The organism is Sphingorhabdus lutea (assembly GCF_001889025.1).
GTDB classification, from domain to species: domain Bacteria; phylum Pseudomonadota; class Alphaproteobacteria; order Sphingomonadales; family Sphingomonadaceae; genus Sphingorhabdus_B; species Sphingorhabdus_B lutea.
In genome coordinates this window covers 616,379-638,255 of the sequence record NZ_CP018154.1, presented here as the reverse complement: position 1 = coordinate 638,255, position 21,877 = coordinate 616,379, and the positions used below count along the sequence as shown (strand labels likewise).

At 46.4% G+C, this 21,877-nt stretch carries 17 protein-coding genes and 1 tRNA gene; 12 read left to right on the top strand and 6 right to left on the bottom strand.

Annotated features, from left to right (window positions below):
- Positions 1-7: 7 nt before the first annotated feature.
- Together LPB140_RS03120 and LPB140_RS03115 are read right to left on the bottom strand one after the other, a co-directional pair.
- A complete protein-coding gene (locus LPB140_RS03120; RefSeq protein WP_072558624.1) occupies positions 8-2,773 on the bottom strand; it encodes a TonB-dependent receptor domain-containing protein in 2,766 nt (921 codons plus the stop codon).
- 78 nt (positions 2,774-2,851) lie between these two features.
- A complete protein-coding gene (locus LPB140_RS03115; protein ID WP_072558623.1) occupies positions 2,852-4,369 on the bottom strand; it encodes a beta-helix domain-containing protein in 1,518 nt (505 codons plus the stop codon).
- A gap of 409 nt (positions 4,370-4,778) precedes the next feature.
- On the opposite strand from LPB140_RS03115, the gene LPB140_RS03110 reads away from it, so the two are divergent.
- The 8 genes from LPB140_RS03110 to LPB140_RS03075 all read left to right on the top strand — a co-directional run bounded on the left by LPB140_RS03110 (position 4,779) and on the right by LPB140_RS03075 (position 15,511).
- A complete protein-coding gene (locus tag LPB140_RS03110) occupies positions 4,779-6,065 on the top strand; it encodes an HlyD family secretion protein (protein ID WP_156874110.1) in 1,287 nt (428 codons plus the stop codon).
- A gap of 35 nt (positions 6,066-6,100) precedes the next feature.
- Complete coding sequence (locus tag LPB140_RS03105; protein WP_072560231.1) at positions 6,101-7,675, top strand: DHA2 family efflux MFS transporter permease subunit; 1,575 nt, start codon at positions 6,101-6,103, stop codon at positions 7,673-7,675.
- A gap of 8 nt (positions 7,676-7,683) precedes the next feature.
- Entirely contained in the window at positions 7,684-9,132 is a 1,449-nt protein-coding gene (locus LPB140_RS03100; protein WP_198024153.1) for an efflux transporter outer membrane subunit, read from the top strand.
- A gap of 79 nt (positions 9,133-9,211) precedes the next feature.
- Positions 9,212-9,874, top strand: coding sequence for a TetR/AcrR family transcriptional regulator (locus tag LPB140_RS03095; protein WP_072558622.1), 663 nt, complete (start codon positions 9,212-9,214; stop codon positions 9,872-9,874).
- A 282-nt stretch (positions 9,875-10,156) separates the two neighbouring features.
- Positions 10,157-12,391 (top strand): TonB-dependent hemoglobin/transferrin/lactoferrin family receptor, encoded by a 2,235-nt coding sequence (locus tag LPB140_RS03090; RefSeq protein ID WP_083550472.1) that lies wholly within the window; start codon positions 10,157-10,159, stop codon positions 12,389-12,391.
- Positions 12,392-12,411: 20 nt separating this feature from the next.
- Positions 12,412-13,404, top strand: a complete 993-nt coding sequence (locus LPB140_RS03085) for a DUF6607 family protein (RefSeq protein ID WP_072558621.1) — start codon at positions 12,412-12,414, stop codon at positions 13,402-13,404.
- A 143-nt stretch (positions 13,405-13,547) separates the two neighbouring features.
- Complete coding sequence (ahpC, locus tag LPB140_RS03080; RefSeq protein WP_072558620.1) at positions 13,548-14,111, top strand: alkyl hydroperoxide reductase subunit C; 564 nt, start codon at positions 13,548-13,550, stop codon at positions 14,109-14,111.
- Between the two features lie 185 nt (positions 14,112-14,296).
- Entirely contained in the window at positions 14,297-15,511 is a 1,215-nt protein-coding gene (locus LPB140_RS03075) for a GGDEF domain-containing protein (protein ID WP_072558619.1), read from the top strand.
- Positions 15,512-15,531: 20 nt separating this feature from the next.
- Here the strand turns inward: LPB140_RS03075 and LPB140_RS03070 are convergent, their stop codons facing one another.
- A complete protein-coding gene (locus tag LPB140_RS03070; protein ID WP_083549881.1) occupies positions 15,532-16,413 on the bottom strand; it encodes an alpha/beta hydrolase in 882 nt (293 codons plus the stop codon).
- Between the two features lie 189 nt (positions 16,414-16,602).
- Between LPB140_RS03070 and LPB140_RS03065 the strand changes: the two genes are divergently transcribed.
- On the top strand, positions 16,603-17,961 hold the full coding sequence (locus LPB140_RS03065) for a GntP family permease (protein ID WP_083549879.1): 1,359 nt from the start codon (positions 16,603-16,605) through the stop codon (positions 17,959-17,961).
- A 21-nt stretch (positions 17,962-17,982) separates the two neighbouring features.
- Here the strand turns inward: LPB140_RS03065 and LPB140_RS03060 are convergent, their stop codons facing one another.
- Positions 17,983-18,483: a gluconokinase gene (locus tag LPB140_RS03060; RefSeq protein ID WP_083549876.1), complete on the bottom strand. Its 501-nt coding sequence runs from the start codon at positions 18,481-18,483 to the stop codon at positions 17,983-17,985.
- Positions 18,484-18,618: 135 nt separating this feature from the next.
- Positions 18,619-18,708: transfer RNA gene (locus LPB140_RS03055), tRNA-Ser, on the bottom strand.
- A gap of 151 nt (positions 18,709-18,859) precedes the next feature.
- Here LPB140_RS03055 and LPB140_RS03050 point away from each other — a divergent pair.
- Together LPB140_RS03050 and LPB140_RS03045 are read left to right on the top strand one after the other, a co-directional pair.
- Positions 18,860-19,807, top strand: a complete 948-nt coding sequence (locus LPB140_RS03050) for a peptidylprolyl isomerase (RefSeq protein WP_335682201.1) — start codon at positions 18,860-18,862, stop codon at positions 19,805-19,807.
- Complete coding sequence (locus LPB140_RS03045) at positions 19,804-20,109, top strand: DUF1905 domain-containing protein (protein WP_072558617.1); 306 nt, start codon at positions 19,804-19,806, stop codon at positions 20,107-20,109. Before LPB140_RS03050 ends, LPB140_RS03045 begins: the two co-directional genes overlap by 4 nt.
- Before the next feature lie 17 nt (positions 20,110-20,126).
- On the opposite strand, the gene LPB140_RS03040 is transcribed toward LPB140_RS03045, so the two are convergent.
- Entirely contained in the window at positions 20,127-20,603 is a 477-nt protein-coding gene (locus LPB140_RS03040) for an Lrp/AsnC family transcriptional regulator (RefSeq protein ID WP_072558616.1), read from the bottom strand.
- Positions 20,604-20,736: 133 nt separating this feature from the next.
- Between LPB140_RS03040 and ald the strand changes: the two genes are divergently transcribed.
- On the top strand, positions 20,737-21,852 hold the full coding sequence (ald, locus tag LPB140_RS03035; RefSeq protein WP_072560218.1) for an alanine dehydrogenase: 1,116 nt from the start codon (positions 20,737-20,739) through the stop codon (positions 21,850-21,852).
- Positions 21,853-21,877 lie beyond the last annotated feature (25 nt).

Genomic DNA, 21,877 nt, shown 5'->3' with positions numbered 1-21,877 from the left:
TTTGCGTTTAATATTTGAACGTCACGCCCAATGATGCCGATGTTCCAATATCATAGCTGTTAATTTGTAATGTTGACGTGCCCAAACTTTGGGTTTCGGAATAATTGGTGCCGGTTAAATTACGCAGCTCAAATTTCATTTCAAATTCCTGCTTACCTATTTTCATAGCCTCGCGTAAAATCACATCCAAACGAAGGCCGGGACGTTCAATGAAATCTGGCGTTAAATTGGGACCACGATTTGTCGCACGCTCGCTTGAATATGTCAGCAGGATTGATTGCTGTGACAAACGATCTTCATTTTCCAAGCTAAATTGTAAATTGGCCAAATGCTTTGATTGACCGGTCAAGCGCAAACGCCTTGTACTATCAAAAACAATATCGGCGGCCACCGCATTTGGCGCGGTGGTAAAGCTGATAACTGTGTCGCCCGGCTTTATAATGATTTTGGAGTCAGTATAGGTGTAATTTGCCACAATGGCGACACGGCGATTGGAGAAAAAGCCGCCTTCCGTGCTTAAATTATAAAGCGGGATATATTTTTCCACCTCAACCTCTGCGCCCCATAATTGCGCGCGCGGCGCATTGGCAAAGCTGGTTAAAAATGTGCTGCCCACTTGCACCGCAGTTGCTTCAATTGGCTTTTCAATATCTTTAAAGAAACCGGCCAATGTAAATCTTTGCCCGCTGGCAAAATACCATTCATAACGCGCTTCTGCGTTAATCAGCTCGCTATCTTCCAAAAATTGATTGCCGAAAAATGTGCGGCTGCTTTCTGTATCGCGATATGGCTGTGGAGCCAATTCACGAAATTGCGGGCGGGCAATGGTTTTTGAAGCAGCCAGACGCAATTGCATATCGTCGGCAAAATTCCATGTTATGGTAGCCGCTGGTAACCAATAATCATTGGACAGGCTGGTCGCTGCCAAAGGCGGCAGACCGAATAAAGCCGTCGGCGTTACCGATTGTGTGCCATCTTCATATCGCGCACCAATATTGATATTGACACCGTCCAATAATTCGGCCTCAGCCATGATATAGCCCGCATGTGTTTCCAAATTTGCGCTATATGCCGCCGAACCAAAACCACCGGTTGTTTCGCGCAATAACAAATCCCAATTATAAACATTAAAATCGCTAACTAAATAATCAATACGTTGCTGTGCAACCTCCAATGGCAAAGCACCCAAAGGAAAAAATTCAAAATCACGGCGGATTGCAGAACGCTCATTCAAATAATAGGCATAGCCACCTGAAATTGTCACGGGCCGTGATGTCGGCAATTTATAGCTAATATCCAATGCACCCGACACAACCTTGTCGTCCAATTCGCTGAATGAAAGACGGGCATTTTGTCCCGGTGAACGAAGATTATTGACATAATCCATCGCCGTTTCATCAAAAGTATAGCTATAGCTTCTTTCATAAGGAGCGTCGCGTTTTGATTTTGCATATGAACCGCGAATATCAATTGCAAGATCGCTAAATCTAAACTCGCCCGTTCCCTGCACATCAAATAATTGACGTTCATACCAACTTGTTTGACCGGTTTGAATAGTATCTTCGGGTCGCGACACACTGGGCGATACAGTATCAAAATTATTACCCGAACCGACCCTTGCTTCCTTCAAATTATCATGAATATAAATGCTGGTCAGGCGCAGCTTATGTTCATCAAAGCTAAGCCCCGCATTGACCATCCCATTGACCACGACACGGTTTTCGGTTGATACAAATTTAAAATCCTGTGATGCGACCAAAATATCACCCTGTTGCGCGCCAAGCTGTTGCAGGCCGCTTCTGGTCCGCCAGCTATTGGAGATACCCGCAACGGCAACAAGGCCGAGTTCAGCCGAACCTAAATCAAAGCTTTTGCCCGCCGCCATATCGCCGCTCCAATTGGCAGGCATTTGTGAATTGCGCTGAATAACATTGGTATTGGCATTGCTTAAACTTGCAGTAATTGACCGAATATCATCAGCCGAAAAGTCGGCGCCTTCGGTCACACGATTGCCCGTGGCAATGGCATTGGCCAAGGGACGCGGCAATGCGCGCGCGCCATTATCATAGCCCAGAAAATCAGTGCGCGATCCAAAATAAGTATATCCCAAATCACCTGTAGTGATCGAATCACCACTTATACTAACCCCTAAATCGAAAAATGGCTCATCAGGTGCGGATCTGGTAGTAAGGTTGATAACACCGCCGCCAAATTCACCCGGATAATTGGCAGAATAGCTTTTCTGCACCACGGTAGAGGCCAAGATGCTTGTCGGGAATAAATCAAGCGGCACAACGCGGCGAAGCGGCTCTGGCGAGGGAAGCGCCGAACCATTTAACAATGCAAGCGAATAACGCTCCCCAAGGCCGCGAACATAAACAAAGCGACCGCCAACCACGGAAAGTCCGGTCACACGTTGCAGCGCGCCGGCAATATCACCCTCGCCTGTCTTTGCAATATCCTCTGCAGATAAAACAGAAACAACCTCTGGCGTGGCACGAATGGGATCGGGAATATATTTGCCGCGAACCACAATTTCACCGCCATAATCATCGCCGCCAGGTGAAGAAATCTCTACCTCTGCATCCGAAGTTTCCGGGGCATCCGCACCTGTTGTTACAGGGGCTTCCTCTACCGTTGCTGCTGGCGCGTCCTCGCTTGGCTGTTCTGGTAAATCAGCATTTGCAGGGGAGTTATCATAGGCCAAAGCAGGCTTCGCGCATAGGGAGGATGTAGCCAATAATAATGTGGTGAATAATTGTATTTTTCGCATTTTTTATGTTCCACAACTTACTTCATAATGGATTGGCGGCAGGCAAAAACCCACCGCCAATATAGATTTCAGCAGCTATTAAGCGCTTGGGATGGAGGTGCAGGATGGCGAATTTGAGGTCGACAATCCACATGCCCAATTTTGCCACCATGTGTCCGATGCGTCGCGAACCGCGCCAATATAGCTTGTATTGACAAAGAAGCTCGACAGCGTGCTGGCGTTAAATGGTGTAATGGCGGTTTCGCTGGCACCATTTATAAACACACCGGTTAGGGTTGATGTGCCATTTGCGCTATTATTTGTGCCCGCATTAAATGCACTTGCCGCCGCGCCATCGGCATCATCGGTAAATGCAGTGGTGCAAACAAATTTCACCGAACGGAAACGAATTGGGCCAAGCTCATCCTTGGTTGAATCTGCCGCCTGACTGGTCGCGCTGGTATCAATGTCCAAACATTCATTGCCAGATACAATGCCATTGACCAATGTGCCGTCCATGCCGCCACGCAAATGAACCGGTGAGGCAGAGCGAGGGGTCACAAAGGTAAAGTTTGAAATTTGGAAATTTGTGCGCGGCACTGCATCAACTGGTTTATCAGTTGAATCACCCTCAATCAATTTATCACCGCCGCCGGAACGTTGGGTTACGATAACAAATTGCAAATTACCCTTATATCCTGAATCAACATCTAAAGAGTCATCATCATTTCCGGTTAAGACAAGGTTTTTACCATTTACGCGGCCACCAAACCATTCAATACCATCATCAGAGCTATTATGAACCTGAACATATTCAAATATTGTTCCTGAACCAACGCCGCCCAATGTAATACCGTTAAGTTCATTATTGGTATCCACCTGAAATCCGGAATAACGAAGCGACAAATAACGGATTGAACCGCTGCTATCTGTGGGTGTTGCACCGCCATAAATTGATCCAGCCGTCCCCTCAACAGGTGCCTGACAATTTACAGTGCCGCCAACCGCGCCTGCATCTGCGCAATCACCAATGGGCGCACGGCCCAAAATAACCAACCCGCCCCATTGGCCGATGCTGTCCGCTGTTGATGTGCCAACAACATTGGCGCGGCTTGTCATGACAACAGGCGCAGATGCCGAACCATCAACAAATAATTGCGAACCGCGATTAACCAACAAGAAATCCGCATTGGTTGCACCAAAAATGGTAACACCAGGATCAATAGTTAAAATACCACTTGCCCGTCCAGCAATTGGCGCAGCAGCATCGGCGCCGCGATCCTGACCTACCTCAACTTTACCGCTGATGGAATATATGGTGCCTGTGCGCTTATTCAAAACGACATTACCGGTCAATGTCCCGCTAATCTGGCAATTACGCAATGTTTGGCCGCCGCCAGTAACAATAGTGCCAACATTTGCCGTATTTGTGGGGCAATCAGCCGCCGGACCTGTTGGGGTCGTTGGCGTTGGTGTTGGCGTTGGCGTGACAGCAACAGGCGGCAAGACAACCAAATTGCCTTCGCCGGGCGATGCAATATCATCCGCGCCGCAACCGGCTAAAGTGGCCGCAGCGGCCGTTGCAAAAATCAGCCCGCGTAATTTTGGATTATTCATTAAAATCTCCACATCAAATGCCCATAATGGGGGAAAAATAGGGAACCGAACCGTCAATATTTGTTAACGGCTGACCGGCTTGACGTGTGTTTAGGAGTGATTCATGACCCAGCAGTGACTTATATATGACAATATGGGATATGATTTATGACAGTTTTAAGTCTGCCCTGAATTTGCCGACCTGCAACAAATTGACAGGTGATTCTGTTGCGCAGTTTATTGGCAGGCAGCTATAACGATAATATAATCTAAAATAGAATATTTATAAAAATATATGTTTATCAATATTTTATGAATATTTAAGTTATGATTTCGCGCCTTAATCCCAAAAAAATGTTGACTATAATTATGAGGAGGAATAGATGGCAGCTATCAAATAAAACGATACCGTTTCGTTCTAGGAAATAAAATGACAGAAAAAAACACTCCCTCTCCCCATCATCAAAGCGAACCATATCCCGATATACAAGACGAGATGCATGATGAAACACACATTCAAGATAAAAAAATGGGACAAGATAAAAAAATTGGGCAAGATAAATCCCCCAATGACGCATTAAGTGAAGCTGCCCCAAATGATGAAATGCCCAATGACGATCAGCAGCAAGATGACAAGCCGACACGTCCATGGCTGCGCCCCATATTGATTATATTGGCCATTTTGGCCGTCGGATTTGGCGCATATGAATATTGGCAATATCGTGTCTTTGGCCAATATCAACAATCCACAAATGACGCGGTTATCAGCGCGGATGATGTCGCCATTTCATCAAAATTGGCCGGATTCATCGAATTTGTAAAAATATCGGAAAATGCCTCCGTCGAAGAGGGCGCATTATTGCTGCAGATTAGAGCAAGCGATTATGCAAGCCAAGTTGACGCCGCAGACAGTCAAATTTTACTGGCACGTGCCAATGGTGCTGTAACGCAATCAAATATTGCCGAAGCACAGGCCGCCGTTGCTGCGGCAACATCTGAATTGGCCAAAACACAGGCCAGAATGCGTTATATTGATCAGCAAATTGCACGTTACCGTCCGTTGGTTAACGCGGGCGCAGAGCCATCGACAAAATTGGATGAGCTGAATAATGAACGCGCGCAAACCAGTGCAGATTTAGGCGCAAAGCAAGCAGCAATCGCACAGGCACAACAGCGTATATCATCACTACGCGCGCAAACCGGCGCTACAAAGGCACAGGTTCGTGCCGCCGAGGTTGAAAAACAGCGGGCAAATATCAATATGGCGGACACCCGCCTATCTGCGCCCATTGCCGGACGAATTGGCAGTTTAGAGGCGCGTGCAGGACAATATGTTTCCCCCGGGCAACGGTTAATGACCATTGTTCCGACCCAAAATATATATGTCACCGCAAATTTTAAAGAAACCCAAATTGGCATGATGCGTATCGGCCAACCGGTCACGATAAAGGTTGATGCCATATCGGGGGTTGAATTTCGCGGCACAGTGGAAACAATATCCCCGGGAACAGGCGCCAATTTCTCACTCATCCCTCCGCAAAATGCGACAGGTAATTTTACCAAAATTGTTCAACGCGTGCCGGTGCGTATTAAATTAGAGGCCGGACCTGAATCACGCCAATTATTATTGCCCGGATTATCATTGGAAGTATCGGTTGATACACGTTCAGCCCGCGCCGAGATTGAGGCCATTAAACGTAAACAGGCAGGCAAATAATGAGCAGTTCCCCATCAATTAAAGCGGGCGATATGATGGACAGCCAATCACAAGGCGGCGATTATATGCCGCCACAAGAAAAGGCCGACATTAGCGCCTGGATGGGCGTGGCGGCGGGGGCGCTGGGATCGTTAATGGCGACCCTGGACATTTCCATCGTCAATGCGTCTTTGCCCACTATACAAGGGGAAATAGGCGCATCCACATCCGAAGGCACATGGGTCGCAACCGCATATTTGGTGGCGGAAATCATTGTCATCCCGTTGACCGGTTGGTTGGAACGTGTATTTGGCCTTCGCCGATTTTTACTCATCGCTGCTATATTATTTACCGGATTTTCCATCATGTGCGGATTGGCCGATAATTTAGGAACGATGATTATTGGGCGCGTGGGTCAGGGATTTACTGGCGGGGCGATGATCCCCACCGCCATGACAATTATCGCAACCCGATTGCCACCATCGCAACAACCCATTGGCACGGCGATTTTCGGTGCGACGGTAATTTTAGGACCAGTTCTTGGCCCATTATTGGGTGGTTGGTTAACCGAAAACCTTAGCTGGCATTATGCATTTTTTATCAATGTGCCGGTGAGCATCCTGCTCATTGCTTTGTTAATTTTCGGATTGCCAAATGATAAAATGAATTTAGATGAATTAAAATCCGCCGACTGGTTGGGCATTATTGGCATGTCGCTTGGCCTTGGTGGATTAACAATTGTCCTAGAGGATGGGCATAAGGAACAATGGTTTGAATCCGCCCTAATATGGCAGCTTACCATCCTGACCATAATAGGTTTTGCCTTAATGGCTTTGGGTCAATTTTATGCAAAAAAACCAGTGATAAAATTGGCCCTACTGCGTAATCGTGAATTTGCCGCCGTTTCAATGATGGCGCTTATCCTTGGCGGGGTATTATATGGCACATCCTATATCATCCCCCAATTTCTTGCCGCAATTGCCGATTATAATGCATTGCAGGCGGGTCAGGTTGTGTTTCTTGCCGGTGTGCCATCATTATTGATGATGCCTTTCGTCCCATTTCTTATAAGGTCGCTTGATTTACGATTGGCGGTCGCGCTTGGATTTGGGATGCTCGCATTTTCCAGTTTTTGGGATGCGGCCTTAACCGCGCAATCAACCGGCCCAGATTTTACCGAAAGCCAGTTAATGCGTGGTGTAGGACAGATTTTAGGCTTTATGTTCCTTAACCAAGCAGCGATAAGCGCAGTTAAAATGGAGGATGCGGGCGATGCTGCCGGTCTTTTTAACGCAGCGCGAAACCTTGGCGGGTCGGTCACATTGGCCCTGCTTGCCACTCTTCAGGATACAAGATGGCAATTTCACCGATGGAATCTCCATGCCAATTTACAACAAAATGATGCGGCCGCCCAAAATTGGCTTTCATCCCTTACCCAACAATTTGGTGGCGGCGAAGAAGGGCTGACGGCTGCATATCATATGATTGACGCGGCCATTTCGCGCGACGCGCTGGTCATGGCATTTAATGACGAATTTTGGTTGATGACGGTGGGAACATTACTCATCATCCCTCTTGTTCTATTTCTAAAACCTCTGCCCAAAGGGCAAATAAACATGGCTATGCATTGATGACTTTTATGAAAAACTATTCACATTTATTAAAATTAACCGGTTTATCAATTTCATTATTGGCGGTTTCGGCATGCACAACGGTCGGTCCGGATTATAAAGGCCCGCCCAATATTGCCGGATCCAGCATGGAACGCGCATCATATTTGCGTGCAGATGATAATGGCATTTCGGTTATATCTTCGTCCAATTGGTGGACATCGTTTAACGATCCGATTTTATCCGATATTATTGACAAGGCGATGGTAAATTCACCCTCAATCGATATTGCCAACGCAAAAATTGCACAGGCCCGATCAGGGTTAAAAGCAGCCCGAACCACATCCTTGCCCACAATTGGCGCAACTGCATCTGCGCCCTATATCAATCTGCCTTCCGAAATTCTGGACCCGCAAAGCACCGAAAATCGAACCGATATCAACAGCGCAAATATTGGATTTGATGCAAGTTGGGAAATTGATTTATTTGGCGGTAATGTCCGCCGTTTGGAGGCGCGAGAGGCAAGAGCGCAAGCGACGGAAACTCAATTGGCAGATGCGCAAACCTCCCTTTCATCCGAGATTGCCCGGCTTTATATCGGATTACGCGCGCGCCAGGAAATGGCAAATATTCTGCAGCAACAATATGAAATTGACGGCCAATTGCTGAAATACGCACGGCATCGTCAACAACAGGGCGTTGGAACATTACAAGAGGCCGAACAATTTATCGCGCAACAGGCACAAAGCCAATCCGATATTGCGCAAAATGAAACTGAAATCACAATATTAAAGGATCAGCTTGCCCTTTTATCTGGCCTCGCGCCTGGTGCATTGGATACACAGCTTTCCGATATAAAATCCATCCCCATGCCGCCAAAGGAAATTGCCATTGGCGCACCAGCAGATTTATTGCGGATGCGGCCCGACATACGTCTTGCGGAACGTAATCTGGCGGCGGCAAATGCCGATATTGGCGCAAGCATATCCGATAAATTTCCCAAGATAAATTTTATGGGCATTTTGGGTATGGGTGGTGATGATGTGACGGATATTTTTAATCCGGCGCGTTTATTTGGATTGGCATTGCCGCGTCTGAATTGGAATATATTTAATGGCGGACGAACAGCCGCGCAAATAGAGGGTAAACGCAGCGCCTATGACGAGGCGGAGGCGCAATATCGCGCCACCATATTGGCTGCATTAAATGATGCGGAAAATTCCTTAACTCGATTTGGCGGGAAAAGAATTTCGCTGGCACGGTCGCTAGATACATTGTCCAGTGCGCAGCGCACCGCCAATTTGGAACAAATGCGCGCAAATGCAGGCACGATTGCACAGGCAAATGCCCTTATCGCCCAGCGACAGAAATTGCGCGCGGCATTGATAACAAGCACCGCTAAGGCTGATTTATCCGAAGCTTATGTTAGGGTGAATAAATCAATCGGATTGGGTTGGACGCCCGCACCTGAACGCTGATATATGGGCCGCATTTATGATGATGCGATAATGAATATAATTTTACCTTTTTATGAAAGATTTGCTATAAAATTAAATTATGACAAATTCTAAATTATCAGATGCTTTATATATGACGGATAATGAGGTTAGAGCTGGTCGGCCATGCGCCGAAGATGCCGAGTCATTGACCGACCGTATTTTAATGGCGAGTTGGGATCTGTTACTCGACATTGGATTTGAAAAATTTTCTTTTGATAAACTGGCAAAATATGGCCGATTTGGCAAACCGACAATTTACGCCCGATTTTCTGGCAAGGTAGAATTATTACGCGCGCTGTTAATGTTGTCCATTGAAACAACATCGCGCGGATTTTTTGAATCGGTCGCAGACCAACATATTGATAAAGCTATCCCATCACTATGCGCCGATGGCGTTGAATTTTTTCATTCGCCAGAAGGAAGGTTGAAAGATAGGCTTATCGATTGGTTGGATTTGGAAACCGATGATAATGCCCCGTCAATGCGCGGCTGGACATTAAAAGATGGATTGGAAAAAATCAGCGCTTTATTAAAGGGCGCGTGCGAAAGGGAGGAGGTCACCATCAGTGACATTGATACAGCCTCCCTATTCCTTATCGAAGGGATTGTTGGTCATGCCCGCATGACATCGGTTGAGGATCAATTTGACCGCGAAAAACATATTTTGTGGGCAAGCAGATATTGGGCGATGATTAGACAGGCATTTGCCGTTCAATCATGAACAGCCACATCATATTTTAAACATATGGGTTATTTATTTTAATGGCGCACAATGGCCATTTTTAATGTTCCCCTCTGCGCGCCTTAATTTACCAAAATATAAACCCTTCAAAAAATTCAAATAAAAATCAGCTTTAATTAATCCTGCATTAATCGGTTGACATGCGGTCTATGATTGATAGTTAGATGCTAATGAGAATCACTCTCATTATCAATAAGGACTATCTCTCCCATGCCCATTTCCCATATGCATAAAAATATCAACGCGCTAAAAACCAACTTTATGGTAGGCACAACCAATATTAGCCGCGTGATCGCCGCCATTTTAATCTCTCCATTATTCACCATTAACGCTGCGTCCGCCAAAATGGATGATGCTGCAATCGCCTATGATGATGAACGCGGCATCATCACCGTTACTGCAACCCGAACCGAGGTCAGCGTCGAGGAAGCCCCCGCCACGGTTAGCGTGATTGATGAACAACAAATTGCTGATGAACTGGCCACAGATATAAAAGATTTGGTGCGTTTCGAACCGGGGGTCAGTGTGCCGCGCGCACCGGCGCGTTTTGGTGCAGCACTTGGCTCAACGGGACGTGCGGGCAATGAAGGATTTACCATCAGGGGTATTGGCGGCAATCGCGTGTTAATTCAGGTTGATGGCGTGCGCGTGCCCGATGGTTTTTCATTTGGTGCACAGGCAAGCGGGCGCGGCGATTATGTCGATCTTGGCCTTGTCAAATCGGTTGAGATTTTGCGCGGCCCCGCCTCTGCCTTATATGGCAGCGACGGTTTATCCGGCGCAGTCAGCTTTATTACCAGCGATCCAGATGATTTTTTAACGGACAATCAAAAAATTGGCGGTATCATCCGTTCGGCATATAACTCCGCCGATAATGAATTTTCCGAAACCGCCATTATTGCAGGCAAAAAGGGAAATATTTCCGCCTTATTTTCCTATACCCGCCGCGATTTTAACGAGTTAGAAAATCAAGGCGATATAGATATTGTCGGCAGCGGCAGGACCAAAGCAAACCCCCAAAATGGGAAATCAAATGCCGCATTGGGCAAATTGGTTTGGCAGCCAAGCGCGGGACATAGCATAAAAATTACAGGCGAATATAGCGACACAAAATTAAACACAAATATCCTATCCGGCCTTGGTTCATCGGGATTTGGCACAACCATTGTTGATGCATTAAAAGCAGAAGATAGCGGCAGCCGAAAACGTATATCGGCGGGTTGGATATTTGATAATCCCAATGACGGCCTGATTGATTATGTGAACATTGCCGCTTATTGGCAAAAGGGTAAAGACCTGCAATTTACCGATGAAGATCGCTCCCCCTTGGCAGATCGTGAACGGTTAAACAGTTTTGACAACCGTGTTTTTGGGGCATCGGTTGAAATGCGCAGCGATTTTGCAACCGGCCCCCTTCAGCATCGCTTTATTCTTGGCGGGGATATCAGCCAGACCGAGCAAAAGGGCCTGCGCGATGGGGTAACGCCCCCATTTGGTGAGGTTTTTCCCACCCGCGCCTTTCCCGTGACCAATTTCACTTTGGCGGGTATTTTCGTCGGCGACGAAATTGCCATTGGCGACGATAGATTGACATTATTTCCCGCATTGCGGTTTGATTATTATAATCTGAACCCTGAAAATGATCCCTTATTGCCCCTATTCACCGGTGCGAAACAAGATGGATCGCGGCTATCTCCTAAATTTGGGGCAGTATTAAAACTAAATGAAATAGTGCGAATTTTCGGCAATTATGCGCAGGGATTTAAATCACCATCGCCCAGCCAAGTGAATAATTTTTTTGAAAATCTGGCATTTGGATATACATCATTGTCCAACCCAAATCTAAAACCAGAAAGCAGCGAAAGTTTTGAAGCTGGGCTTCGACTTAACAATGAGTTTATCGGCCTGTCGGCGACCATATTTCACGCAAATTATGATAATTTTATCAGCCAAGAAGTTGTCGGCGGCGCATTTACCCCTTCAAATCCGGCAATATATCAATTTGTCAATTTGGATAAGGTGCGGGTTCGCGGCGCAGAGGCCCGCCTGCAATTAAATGCACAAAATGGGTTAAACGGCAATATCGCCCTTTCCTATGCCAAGGGTGATGTGCATGGCCGCACCAACTCTGCGCCCGACACGCCATTATCAACAATTGATCCATTAAAATTGGTAATGGGTGTTGGTTATCGTGCGCCATCGGGCAATTTTGGCGGCCAATTGACAATGACGCATAGCGCCCAAAAAGAGGAAAATAGAACAACAGGGCTTTGCACCCCATCATGTTTCCGTCCCGATGCATTTACCATAGTGGACGCCACCGCATTTTTGCGCATCGCAGACAGTCTGACATTAAGGGCGGGCATTTTCAACATATTGGACAAAAAATATGCGTGGTGGTCCGATGTTCGCGGGCTAGCCTCCACATCAACAATCACCGATGCCTATACCCAGCCCGGCCGCAATGCCAGCATCTCCGCCAGTTTTAGATTTTAATAATATCATAAGGAAATTTTATGTTACACAGCAAATTTACCCTATCCACCGCCCTATTTGCAATCGCGCTTGCCGCGTCCCCTGCATTGGCGCATCCCCCAATTGCCGAACGCCCCGCCGCGCAGGAAAAGGCATCTTTTGAAGCAGACAGAGCCGATATTTTGGCGATGGCCGGCAATTATAAAGTGCAATTTGATATGCAGGAATCAACCCCGTGGATTGCCGATTATACCCCATTGGACAAAAAAACATCCGGCGGGCATGAGGTTGTTCGCGTGATAGAAGATAGTGGCCGCAAAATCGTGCTGCAACATTTATTGGTGGCCGAGGCAGAAGGAAAATCATTTGTCATCAAACATTGGCGGCAAGATTGGGAATATGAACCCGCCGCCATTTTAACCTATAATGACAGCGGCATTTGGAAAATGGAGCAGGTTTCGGAAAAACAACGTCGCGGCCGATGGTCACAAACCGTATATCAGGTGGATGACAGCCCGCGCTATGCCGGAATAGGCGAATGGGAAGAACAAGGCGGCACAAGACGGTGGCGGTCAAATTGGACATGGCGGCCATTGGCGCGGCGCGATGCAGTGCGCAGCCCCATTTATGACCGATATTATGCGATAAACCGCCATTCCCCCACCCCAAATGGGTGGATCCATTTTCAAGATAATATTAAAATGATGAAAAAGGATGGCAAACTGTCCCCTGTGGTTTCGGAATATGTGCTGAACAGCTATACTAAATTTGATGAATATGATGTGCAGGCCGCCGATGATTATATGGCAAAAACGGGTGAATATTGGGCGGCTGTACGCGGCGCATGGGCCGATATTGCCGCCAAGGGTGGCATAGCAATTGAAGAAGAAGCCCAAACGGGCACAATTATCAGTGGGCAATTATTCACCATGGGCAGCGACATTGTTTCTGGTAAAATCAGCACAGAAGATGCGATTGAAAAGGCCAAAAATTTAATCGCCCAACATGCCTCTGTGCCCGTTGCAACAAAGTGACAAATTTATAACAAAATGGGGCGATTTTTATCGCTCCATTGCTGCTAAAAATTAAATGGGAATATTGTTTGACAGTTGCTTTGCCGGATCATTAAGAGGCCCATTGTTAAAACACTCCAGCAATATAAATTAAAGGAAAATATATGTCCCTAATCAATAGTAGCGTAAAACCATTTACTGCCCAAGCATATCATAAGGGTGACTTTGTCGAGGTAACCGAAAATGCAATGCAAGGCCAATGGTCTATTTTCTTCTTTTACCCTGCTGATTTTACCTTTGTATGCCCCACTGAATTAGAAGATTTGGCCGATAATTATGAGGCATTCCAAAATTTAGGCGCGGAAATTTACGCCGTGTCAACCGACACCCATTTTTCGCACAAAGCATGGCATGACAGCTCGCCAGCAATTGGCAAAATTAAATTTCCCATGGTGGGCGACCCAACTGGCCTTTTGGCACGTAATTTTGAAGTAATGATTGAGGAAGCCGGCCTTGCCGATCGCGGAACATTTGTTGTCGATCCACAAGGCGTTATCCAGATTATCGAAATAAATGCTGGTGGTATTGGCCGTAATGCACAAGAATTATTGCGCAAGGTTGAAGCGGCGCAATATGTCGCGCAACATGATGGCGAAGTATGCCCCGCAAAGTGGACTGCGGGCGCAAAAACATTAACCCCATCTGCTGACCTGGTCGGCAAAATATAATAGATTACTTTCCCCACCGGATGCAAAAATTCGGTGGGGATTTTATTAAAAAAATTATCATTTTTACATAGGTCAAAAACGCAAATATTTTCGGCTTTTGCCGTTGATATTATGACTATATTTTACGCATAACCCAATGTTAACAAAATATGGTTATAGCAAATATCCCCCTATGTTGAGAATAGATGAAACATTACGCAATAACAAATGGCCAAGATAATATAACCGATAAAAATGATGGCGTAGCCGAATTGGCGCATCGTGATTATATGGTTGAAACTGCGTTGACGAAGCAATTTCTGCAACGTGAATATATTGCCATTTTGGTGAGTATTTTTGCAGTTTCCTTCATCATCATTTTGGCATGGAATAGCGAAAAATGGGCACTATTATCCGCCATTGCCACGATAAGATTTATCTCCATGGGTTTAAATTTTACGCTTTCCAATATTTGTATTACCCAGATAAAAAATAATAAATTGACCAAAAATTCTATCCGCAACCTTTCCATTGGGTGCGGTATAGCATCGGCATCATGGATATCATTTTTATATTGTTTGGATTTTTCCAACGCGATGAATTTTTCAGAAGCGGTCATCCTGTTCATCGTTTTAATATCGGTTAGCATGTTTGTGATTACCGCAGCAACATGCCGAGTAGCGGTAAATAATATAATATTATTTGCGATTATTGCCGCCGCGCCCAGCATATATACACATCTTGATCTCATTGGATATCGCATGGTTGCTGGCCTTGCCTTATTATTCATTATCTTGTTCATCTATGCGCGTAAAATAGAGGCGCAGGCACGGGCAAATATTGAATTGCAAATGGATAATCAGATTTTATCCAATAATCTGTTAATAGCTAATACCGAATTGAAAAATTTATTAGTTGAACGTGGAAAGCAGGCATTAATTGACCAACAAACCGGGTTGAATAATCGCCGCTCCATTTTTGAAAAATTGGAAAATTGGTATAATGGCTGCATAGGAGATGGCCGAAAAATTTGGCTTGCCCTCATTGATTTGGACCATTTTAAACGGGTGAATGATGATTATGGCCATGCCAAAGGCGATGATTTATTGGCCGAGGTTTCACAAATATTAAAAGCGACAAAGGGCAATCATTTGTCCGCCCGTTGGGGTGGTGAGGAATTTTTGCTGTTAATCGATGCGCGTGACAAGAATGAAGCATTTGTCAAATTGGAAAAGACCAGATTGTTAATCGAAGAAATTGGGTCAACGCCCAAATGGGCCATGTTAAATGGGGTTACGGCATCCATTGGCGCGGCCAGACTGTCCGATATTGGTAAATTTAGCGAAATATTGGAACATGCCGATCATGCATTATATGAGGCGAAGAATAATGGCCGAAATATGCTGAAATTTTATGGTTGAATATAATATCCTATAAAAAATTATCGCCGCTGCGCGTTTATCTCATCCAATTGTTCCAACCATTCGGTCAACCGATCGGTCCATTTGGCAAGATTTTGAACCTTTGTTCTTTGCCCCATATTAAATGCATGGCCGCCCATGGCATATATATGCGCCTCTGCCGGTGCATGGGCGCTATTATAAGCAGATAATAAATCGATAATGGGCGCAGAGCAGCATATATCATCATTGGCAGCAACCATGAATAAAGGCGGAGCGTCGGCATTTATTATTTCAACATCTCCCTTTAATGGGCCAGGATATACTAATATACCAAAATCAGGAATGCTGGAATATGAGTCAATCATGTCTCCCTTGCCCCGCGCGGCGACTGGCGGGCTAAATAATGCCTGACGCGCCAATTCCCCGCCTGCAGAAAATGCCATTATCCCTATTTTATCCGCCTGTATGCCAAATTCCTTTGCCCGATGACGTAATAAACGAACCGCTCTTTCGGTATCGGCTCGGGCATCCTCCATTATATAGGGGGAGTTTTCCTCGCGAAATAACCGATATTTCAGGACAAAGGCGCTATAGCCGCGCTGTGCCATGAAAATGGCCGCATCGCGCCCCTCGCTATTGATGACAAGTTTTTCATGTCCGCCGCCTGGCAGGATGATGACCGCCGAACCATTGGCTGTTCCATTGACCGGACGATATAGGGTCAATGACGGGTTATGAATATTTTTGACATAATAATCCTTGGCAAATTCGTGGGTTTCCGCCCGACTTTCAAATCCAGGAACCCCGCCTTGCCATAATGATATGATATTATGAACATGATCATCAATTTGTGCATATGCCGGAAGGTGAAAAGAAGCCATTCCTGCGAATATCGCCAATATTTTAAGATATATTTTCACATGACTCTCCCTTTGCACATTGGCCTCTCCCTTTGCCTATTGATAGGTTCTTACCGCTATATTTTATCACGCCCAAAAATATTCATCCCCCACATTGCATAACAAATAAAGCCGCGCTATCGCGTAATTTACAACGTTGTCATATTTAATATTTTATGGCAAGTGTTGAGGGGTTTTGGGAGAGACTTTATGAATATGATTGCCGATAATCAGGCATTATTTGCCATGCTATTGTCCATTTTCGCACTGATAATATTGATAATTCGGGCAAATATGCATCCATTTGCGGCATTGTTAATCGCGGCCATTGCGGCGGCCATTGGCGCGGGAATGGCGCCAGACGCGGCGATGGAGGCGGTGAATAAAGGGCTTGGCGGCACATTGGGCGGAATTGCTGCGGTCATTGGGCTTGGCGCGATGTTTGGCATTTTGGTGGAACATGGCGGCGGGGTCAGCGCCCTTGCCCATTATGTAACTGGTAAAACGGGATCACGCGCAACAAGATGGGCATTGGCCGTGGTCGGGGTTATCATCGCCATTCCGGTATTTTTTGATGTAGCCTTTATCATTTTATTTCCCTTAATCATCGCCTTTTCAAAAAAATTCACTTCATCGCCCTTATTATTCGGCATCCCATTATTGGCAGGATTGGCGGGCGCACATGCATTTATTCCGCCTACGCCCGGTCCCATTGCCGTGGCGCAGCAACTTGGCGTGGATTTGGGCTGGGTCATGTTATTTGGCTTTATCGCCTGCGTTCCTGCGGCAATGGTTGGTGGTCCCATTTTCGCCAGCATCGCCAATCGCAATGGATGGTTGCCCCATGGTAATCCGCTTATCCTAGATGCTGATGAAGGGGCGGCAAAGCAATTTAATCCTGCAATTGCAAAATTGGCCCTCTCGCTCATCCTTTTGCCCTTAATCTTAATCATCATTGGCGCGGTGGCGCGGCCATTGGGCATGCCCGATGGAATAATCTTACAAATAATATCCTTTATCGGCCTGCCCGTCATTGCCCTGTTAATATCCTGCGGCGCGGCATTTTATGCGATGCGTCCCGCCGATAAAGAAGACCGCAAAACATTGGTAAGGGCGATAGAAAAATCACTTGAACCTATCGGCGTCATCTTATTGGTGACGGGCGCGGGCGGTGCATTTAAACAAATATTGGTCGATACAGGGGCGGGAAAGTCGCTTGCCGATTTGGCACTTGCGGCCGGATTTACCCCCATTATCTGTGGTTTCTTAATCGCGCTATTGCTTCGTATTGCCCAAGGATCGGCGACCGCTGCCATGATTACCGCGGCCAGCTTAACCTATCCCATCACCGCAGCGGCCAATTTAACACAGCCCCAACTTGCCCTTGTCGCGGTGGCCATTGCGGGCGGCGCAACTGCATTCAGCCATGTTAATGATAGCGGCTTTTGGTTGATTAACCGATATTTCGGCCTCACCACGCCGCAAACTTTTAAATGCTGGACGATCAGCTCAACCTTAACCGGATTTACCGGATTTTTTGTCGCTCTCATCCTTTATATGTTCATATAAAGGGCCGCTTCATTCTTTAATTTACAGATTTTGCAAAATATCCGCGCATATTTTTGCCGGATCTTGCTCTCCATTTATCCGTATCGCATCATGCGGAATTTCCAAAGCTGCCAATTGCGATTGCAGCAAGGAAACAGGCATAAAATGACCCTTTCTGGCCAATAATCTCTCCTCCAATATATTGGCCGGCAGCTGAAGATATATCCACCTGCATCGCCGCTGAACATTTTGGTTTAAATGCCCACGCACCACTTCATTTAAAGCAGAACAGGCAAGGATAATCGGCCCTGCATCCGCCGCATTAACATGGTCCGAAATGGCGGATAACCAAGGCATCCTATCCGCATTGCATAATGGCACACCACGCGACATTTTGTCTCTATTTTCGGCAGGGTGAAAATCATCCCCCTCCACCATTGGCCAATTTTGCATTTGTGATAATAGGCCCGAAATGGTGGATTTCCCGCTGCCCGAAACCCCCATTATCACCAATAATTGATCAATTTTATCTTTATCTGACATGCTGCCCCCTTTACGATATTCATAACATGAAAATCATCGTCCTGACAAAAACCAAATATGAATATATTGGCGGTGAATAGATAAAATCATGCATTATCAGCAGCAAGATATTTGGGATAATTAAATATAATTAAATGGCGGACACGGTGGGATTCGAACCCACGATAGAGTCACCCCTATACACACTTTCCAGGCGTGCGCCTTCGACCACTCGGCCACGTGTCCGCAACAAACATATCGCCAAAATATTTTGGCATTATGTTATGGAAGGCGCTCCACTATCGCTCAATGAGATATTTTGCAAGCAAACAATGCATGATTGTGCATCATGATGTGCTTGCCGCTTGCAATATGCCGCAATTTCATCAAAGTTGTCATGATGAGAAATTTGAAAATATTGTCATCCATTGCCCTTCCCCTATTAATGGGAGCGAGTATTTCCACCGCTATTGCGGCGCAAAATGCCCCAAAGGTTGAGGTTTTTCTTAGCCCCAGCAAAGTAATTGAAGACACGGCCGCCGATGAATGGGCCGAAATTTCACCATCTGATTTAATGGTAATGATATTGGAAAAGGACGCAAAAGGACGGGATAGACGCGTTATCATCCAATTATTGCCCCCGCCATTTTCCCAAAGCTGGGTGGGCAATATGCGCACATTAACCGCCGCTAGATGGTATGATGGCATTTCGGTGGTGCGAGTGCAGGATAATTATGTCACCCAATGGGGCGATCCAAATGGTGAGGAAGAAGGACAATCCAAAAAACTACCCGATAATCTAAATAATGCGGGTGAAAATGAATATGTTCAAAAAATTGAAGATGTAAAAATAAATGAACTGAAACTGGCCGACCCCTATGCACAAAATAATGGTTTTTATGCTGGCTGGCCCATGGCTTCATCGGGTAAGGAAATTTGGCCAACCCATTGCTATAGCATGGTGGGGGTTGGGCGCGGCCTGTCCCCCGATACAGGCACAGGGGCAGAACTTTATACCGTCATCGGCCATGCGCCGCGCCATCTTGATCGCAATATCGCGCTGGTCGGGCGGATTATTTCGGGCATGGAGCATTTAAGCAGCCTGCCGCGCGGCACCGGCCCATTGGGATTTTATGAAACGCCCGAAGAACGTACAAAAATACTCTCTGTCCGCATGGGAGATGAGGTGGCGGATCTATCCCAATATGAATATCTTTCCACCGACAGCGCGTCCTTTGCCAAATATGCAAAGGCCCGGCAAAACCGCCATGATCAATTTTTTATAAGGCCCGCTGGCGGCGCGGATATTTGCAACATTAGCGTGCCCATTCGCGTTAAAAAATGATCGAGACTTTCACCGCCACAGGCAAAATATGGATTTGGCAGGCCGAAAAAGGAAGCTGGCATTTTGTCAATATTGAAAGTGATGTGGCCGCCGAAATAAAGCTGGCGGCGTTAATGTTGCACGGCAAAAGGCGCGGATTTGGATCGATTAAGGTCACCGCCACCATAAATGAAACAAGTTGGCAAACATCCATTTTCCCCAGCAAGAAAATTGATGGGTGGATATTGCCCATAAAAGCCGCCGTGCGAAAGGCGGAAAATCTAGTCGAGGGTGATGAAATTACACTAAGTTTGGTGATATAATCAATTGCGATGCAAATTCACCCGCGCCCCTCCAATAAACGGCGCACTGGATAACCCGACCATCTTTTAATCGCCCTGATGGCAAAGGCGCTGTGCATCGCGGCGACAAGAGGCAAATGCGCCAGACGATTGCGGTGAATATCATCATAATCCGCCACATCCCGCGCCGCCACCCGCAACCGATAATCTGCCTCCCCCGACATTAAATGGCATTCCATAATTTCGTCTATATCCTGAACCGCTGCTTCAAAAGTGGCAAAGGCATGGGCGGTTTGTGTGGTAAGCCGTATCTCCACAAAAATATCCAGCGCCATGCCAATCGCCCCGCCGCCCAACCGCGCCACATAGCGTGAAATCGCACCGCTTTTTTCCAATAATTTAACCCGCCTATGGCAAGCCGATGGGGAAAGCGCGACCTTCTCTGCAAGGTCATTTATTGGCAGGCTGCTATCGCGCTGCAATTGTTCCAAAATTCGAATGTCGATTCTATCCATAGGAATATTTCCATTAAAATATAATATTATTCAAATATTATTCATATATATTGATAAAAATGTCAAATATTTCGGAACTATTACTCTATTGCCGCTGATATATTCTGTTCAATTCAAATTTGGGAGAATGAAAATGCGCGTCGGCACAGTGAAAGAAATTAAAAATCATGAATATCGTGTGGGTTTAACCCCGGAATCGGTACAGGAAATGGTCGCCCATGGGCATGAAACATGGGTTGAAACTGGCGCGGGCGCGGGCATTGGCGCAAATGATGAGGATTATATTGCAGCAGGCGGCATTATTAAATCAACCGCTGCCGAAATTTTTGCCGAATGCGACATGATTGTGAAGGTGAAAGAACCCCAAGCAGTGGAACGGGCCATGCTGCGCGAAAATCAAATTTTATACACATATTTGCACCTTGCCCCAGATCCGGAACAAACAAAGGATTTGGTCGCATCCAAAGCAGTGTGCATCGCATATGAAACCGTTACGGGCCGTCATGGTGGTTTACCATTGTTAAAACCGATGAGCCAAGTTGCCGGCCGCATGGCGATACAGGCGGGCGCAACTGCATTGGAAAAGGCAAATGGCGGACGCGGCGTTTTATTGGGCGGTGTACCGGGCGTTTTGCCCGCAAATGTTACCGTTATTGGCGGCGGTGTTGTTGGTTTTAACGCGGCGCAAATGGCTGTCGGCCTTGGCGCGGATGTAACCATATTGGACCGCGACCCCGAAGTGTTGGAGAAAATGGCCATTCATTTTGAAAGCCGTGCAAAAACCCGTTTTTCCAATAAAGCTAATTTGATGGATTGTTTGAAGAATAGCGACCTTGTCATTGGCGCAGTGTTAATTCCCGGCGCAGCCGCGCCAAAATTGGTAACGCGCGACATGTTAAAACATATGCGCCAAGGTGCGGTATTGGTGGATGTGGCCATTGATCAGGGCGGATGTTTTGAAACATCGCATGCCACCACCCATGCCGAGCCAACCTATATAATTGATGATATTGTGCATTATTGCGTGGCCAATATGCCAGGCGGCGTTGCCCGAACCAGCACCTATGCCCTTAATAATGTCACATTGCCCCATGCGTTAAACATTGCCGATTTTGGATGGAAAGAGGCGATGCGCCGCGATGCCCATTTGGCCGAGGGGCTGAATGTATGTGGCGGCCATATCACCTATAAGGCAGTGGCCGATGATTTGGGCTATACCCATATGCCTTTATCGGAAATTTTGGCATAAATTTTCAATAGCTTTCTTAACCCCG

Coding starts and splice junctions, on each gene's coding strand:
- LPB140_RS03120 (WP_072558624.1), bottom strand. CDS start 2,773: ATGCGAAAAATACAATTATTCACCACATTATTATTGGCTACATCCTCC.
- LPB140_RS03115 (WP_072558623.1), bottom strand. CDS start 4,369: ATGAATAATCCAAAATTACGCGGGCTGATTTTTGCAACGGCCGCTGCG.
- LPB140_RS03110 (WP_156874110.1), top strand. CDS start 4,779: ATGACAGAAAAAAACACTCCCTCTCCCCATCATCAAAGCGAACCATAT.
- LPB140_RS03105 (WP_072560231.1), top strand. CDS start 6,101: ATGGACAGCCAATCACAAGGCGGCGATTATATGCCGCCACAAGAAAAG.
- LPB140_RS03100 (WP_198024153.1), top strand. CDS start 7,684: ATGAAAAACTATTCACATTTATTAAAATTAACCGGTTTATCAATTTCA.
- LPB140_RS03095 (WP_072558622.1), top strand. CDS start 9,212: ATGACAAATTCTAAATTATCAGATGCTTTATATATGACGGATAATGAG.
- LPB140_RS03090 (WP_083550472.1), top strand. CDS start 10,157: ATGGTAGGCACAACCAATATTAGCCGCGTGATCGCCGCCATTTTAATC.
- LPB140_RS03085 (WP_072558621.1), top strand. CDS start 12,412: ATGTTACACAGCAAATTTACCCTATCCACCGCCCTATTTGCAATCGCG.
- ahpC (WP_072558620.1), top strand. CDS start 13,548: ATGTCCCTAATCAATAGTAGCGTAAAACCATTTACTGCCCAAGCATAT.
- LPB140_RS03075 (WP_072558619.1), top strand. CDS start 14,297: ATGAAACATTACGCAATAACAAATGGCCAAGATAATATAACCGATAAA.
- LPB140_RS03065 (WP_083549879.1), top strand. CDS start 16,603: ATGAATATGATTGCCGATAATCAGGCATTATTTGCCATGCTATTGTCC.
- LPB140_RS03060 (WP_083549876.1), bottom strand. CDS start 18,483: ATGTCAGATAAAGATAAAATTGATCAATTATTGGTGATAATGGGGGTT.
- LPB140_RS03050 (WP_335682201.1), top strand. CDS start 18,860: ATGATGAGAAATTTGAAAATATTGTCATCCATTGCCCTTCCCCTATTA.
- LPB140_RS03045 (WP_072558617.1), top strand. CDS start 19,804: ATGATCGAGACTTTCACCGCCACAGGCAAAATATGGATTTGGCAGGCC.
- LPB140_RS03040 (WP_072558616.1), bottom strand. CDS start 20,603: ATGGATAGAATCGACATTCGAATTTTGGAACAATTGCAGCGCGATAGC.
- ald (WP_072560218.1), top strand. CDS start 20,737: ATGCGCGTCGGCACAGTGAAAGAAATTAAAAATCATGAATATCGTGTG.